This is a genomic window from Bradyrhizobium sp. Kon58 (assembly GCF_055807455.1).
In genome coordinates this window covers 1-278 of the sequence record NZ_JBVVOT010000407.1, presented here as the reverse complement: position 1 = coordinate 278, position 278 = coordinate 1, and the positions used below count along the sequence as shown (strand labels likewise).

General features: G+C 59.7%; 1 protein-coding gene. It reads left to right on the top strand.

Annotated features, from left to right (window positions below; all coding sequences use genetic code 11):
- Window positions 1–187 (top strand): hypothetical protein (locus AC0L20_RS40945; protein WP_473295816.1); only part of this gene is annotated, 187 nt, incomplete at its 5' end.
- Window positions 188–278: the final 91 nt, after the last annotated feature.

The following is a 278-nucleotide window of genomic DNA, read 5'->3' as shown; positions in this document are numbered from 1 at the left end:
GGCGCCAGTCAGTTGCTGGTGGGCGTCCATGAGTCGGGCAGGGCGCTTAAAGGACCTGATCGAGCAGCAGATGGCGAGCGTGATCAGCCAGGGCCGCATCGAGCGCTCGGTGATGATCGAGACTGACCATGACGGCATTGTGGACAGCGCTGTGTTCATCAGCAGCTTGGTGGAGGCGATGGGATAACCCGTATCAAATGTGGGAGGGGCTTGCCCCCGATAGCAGTGTGTCAGTCAATACATCTGTTGGCTGTTGCTCCGCAATCGGGAGCAAGCCC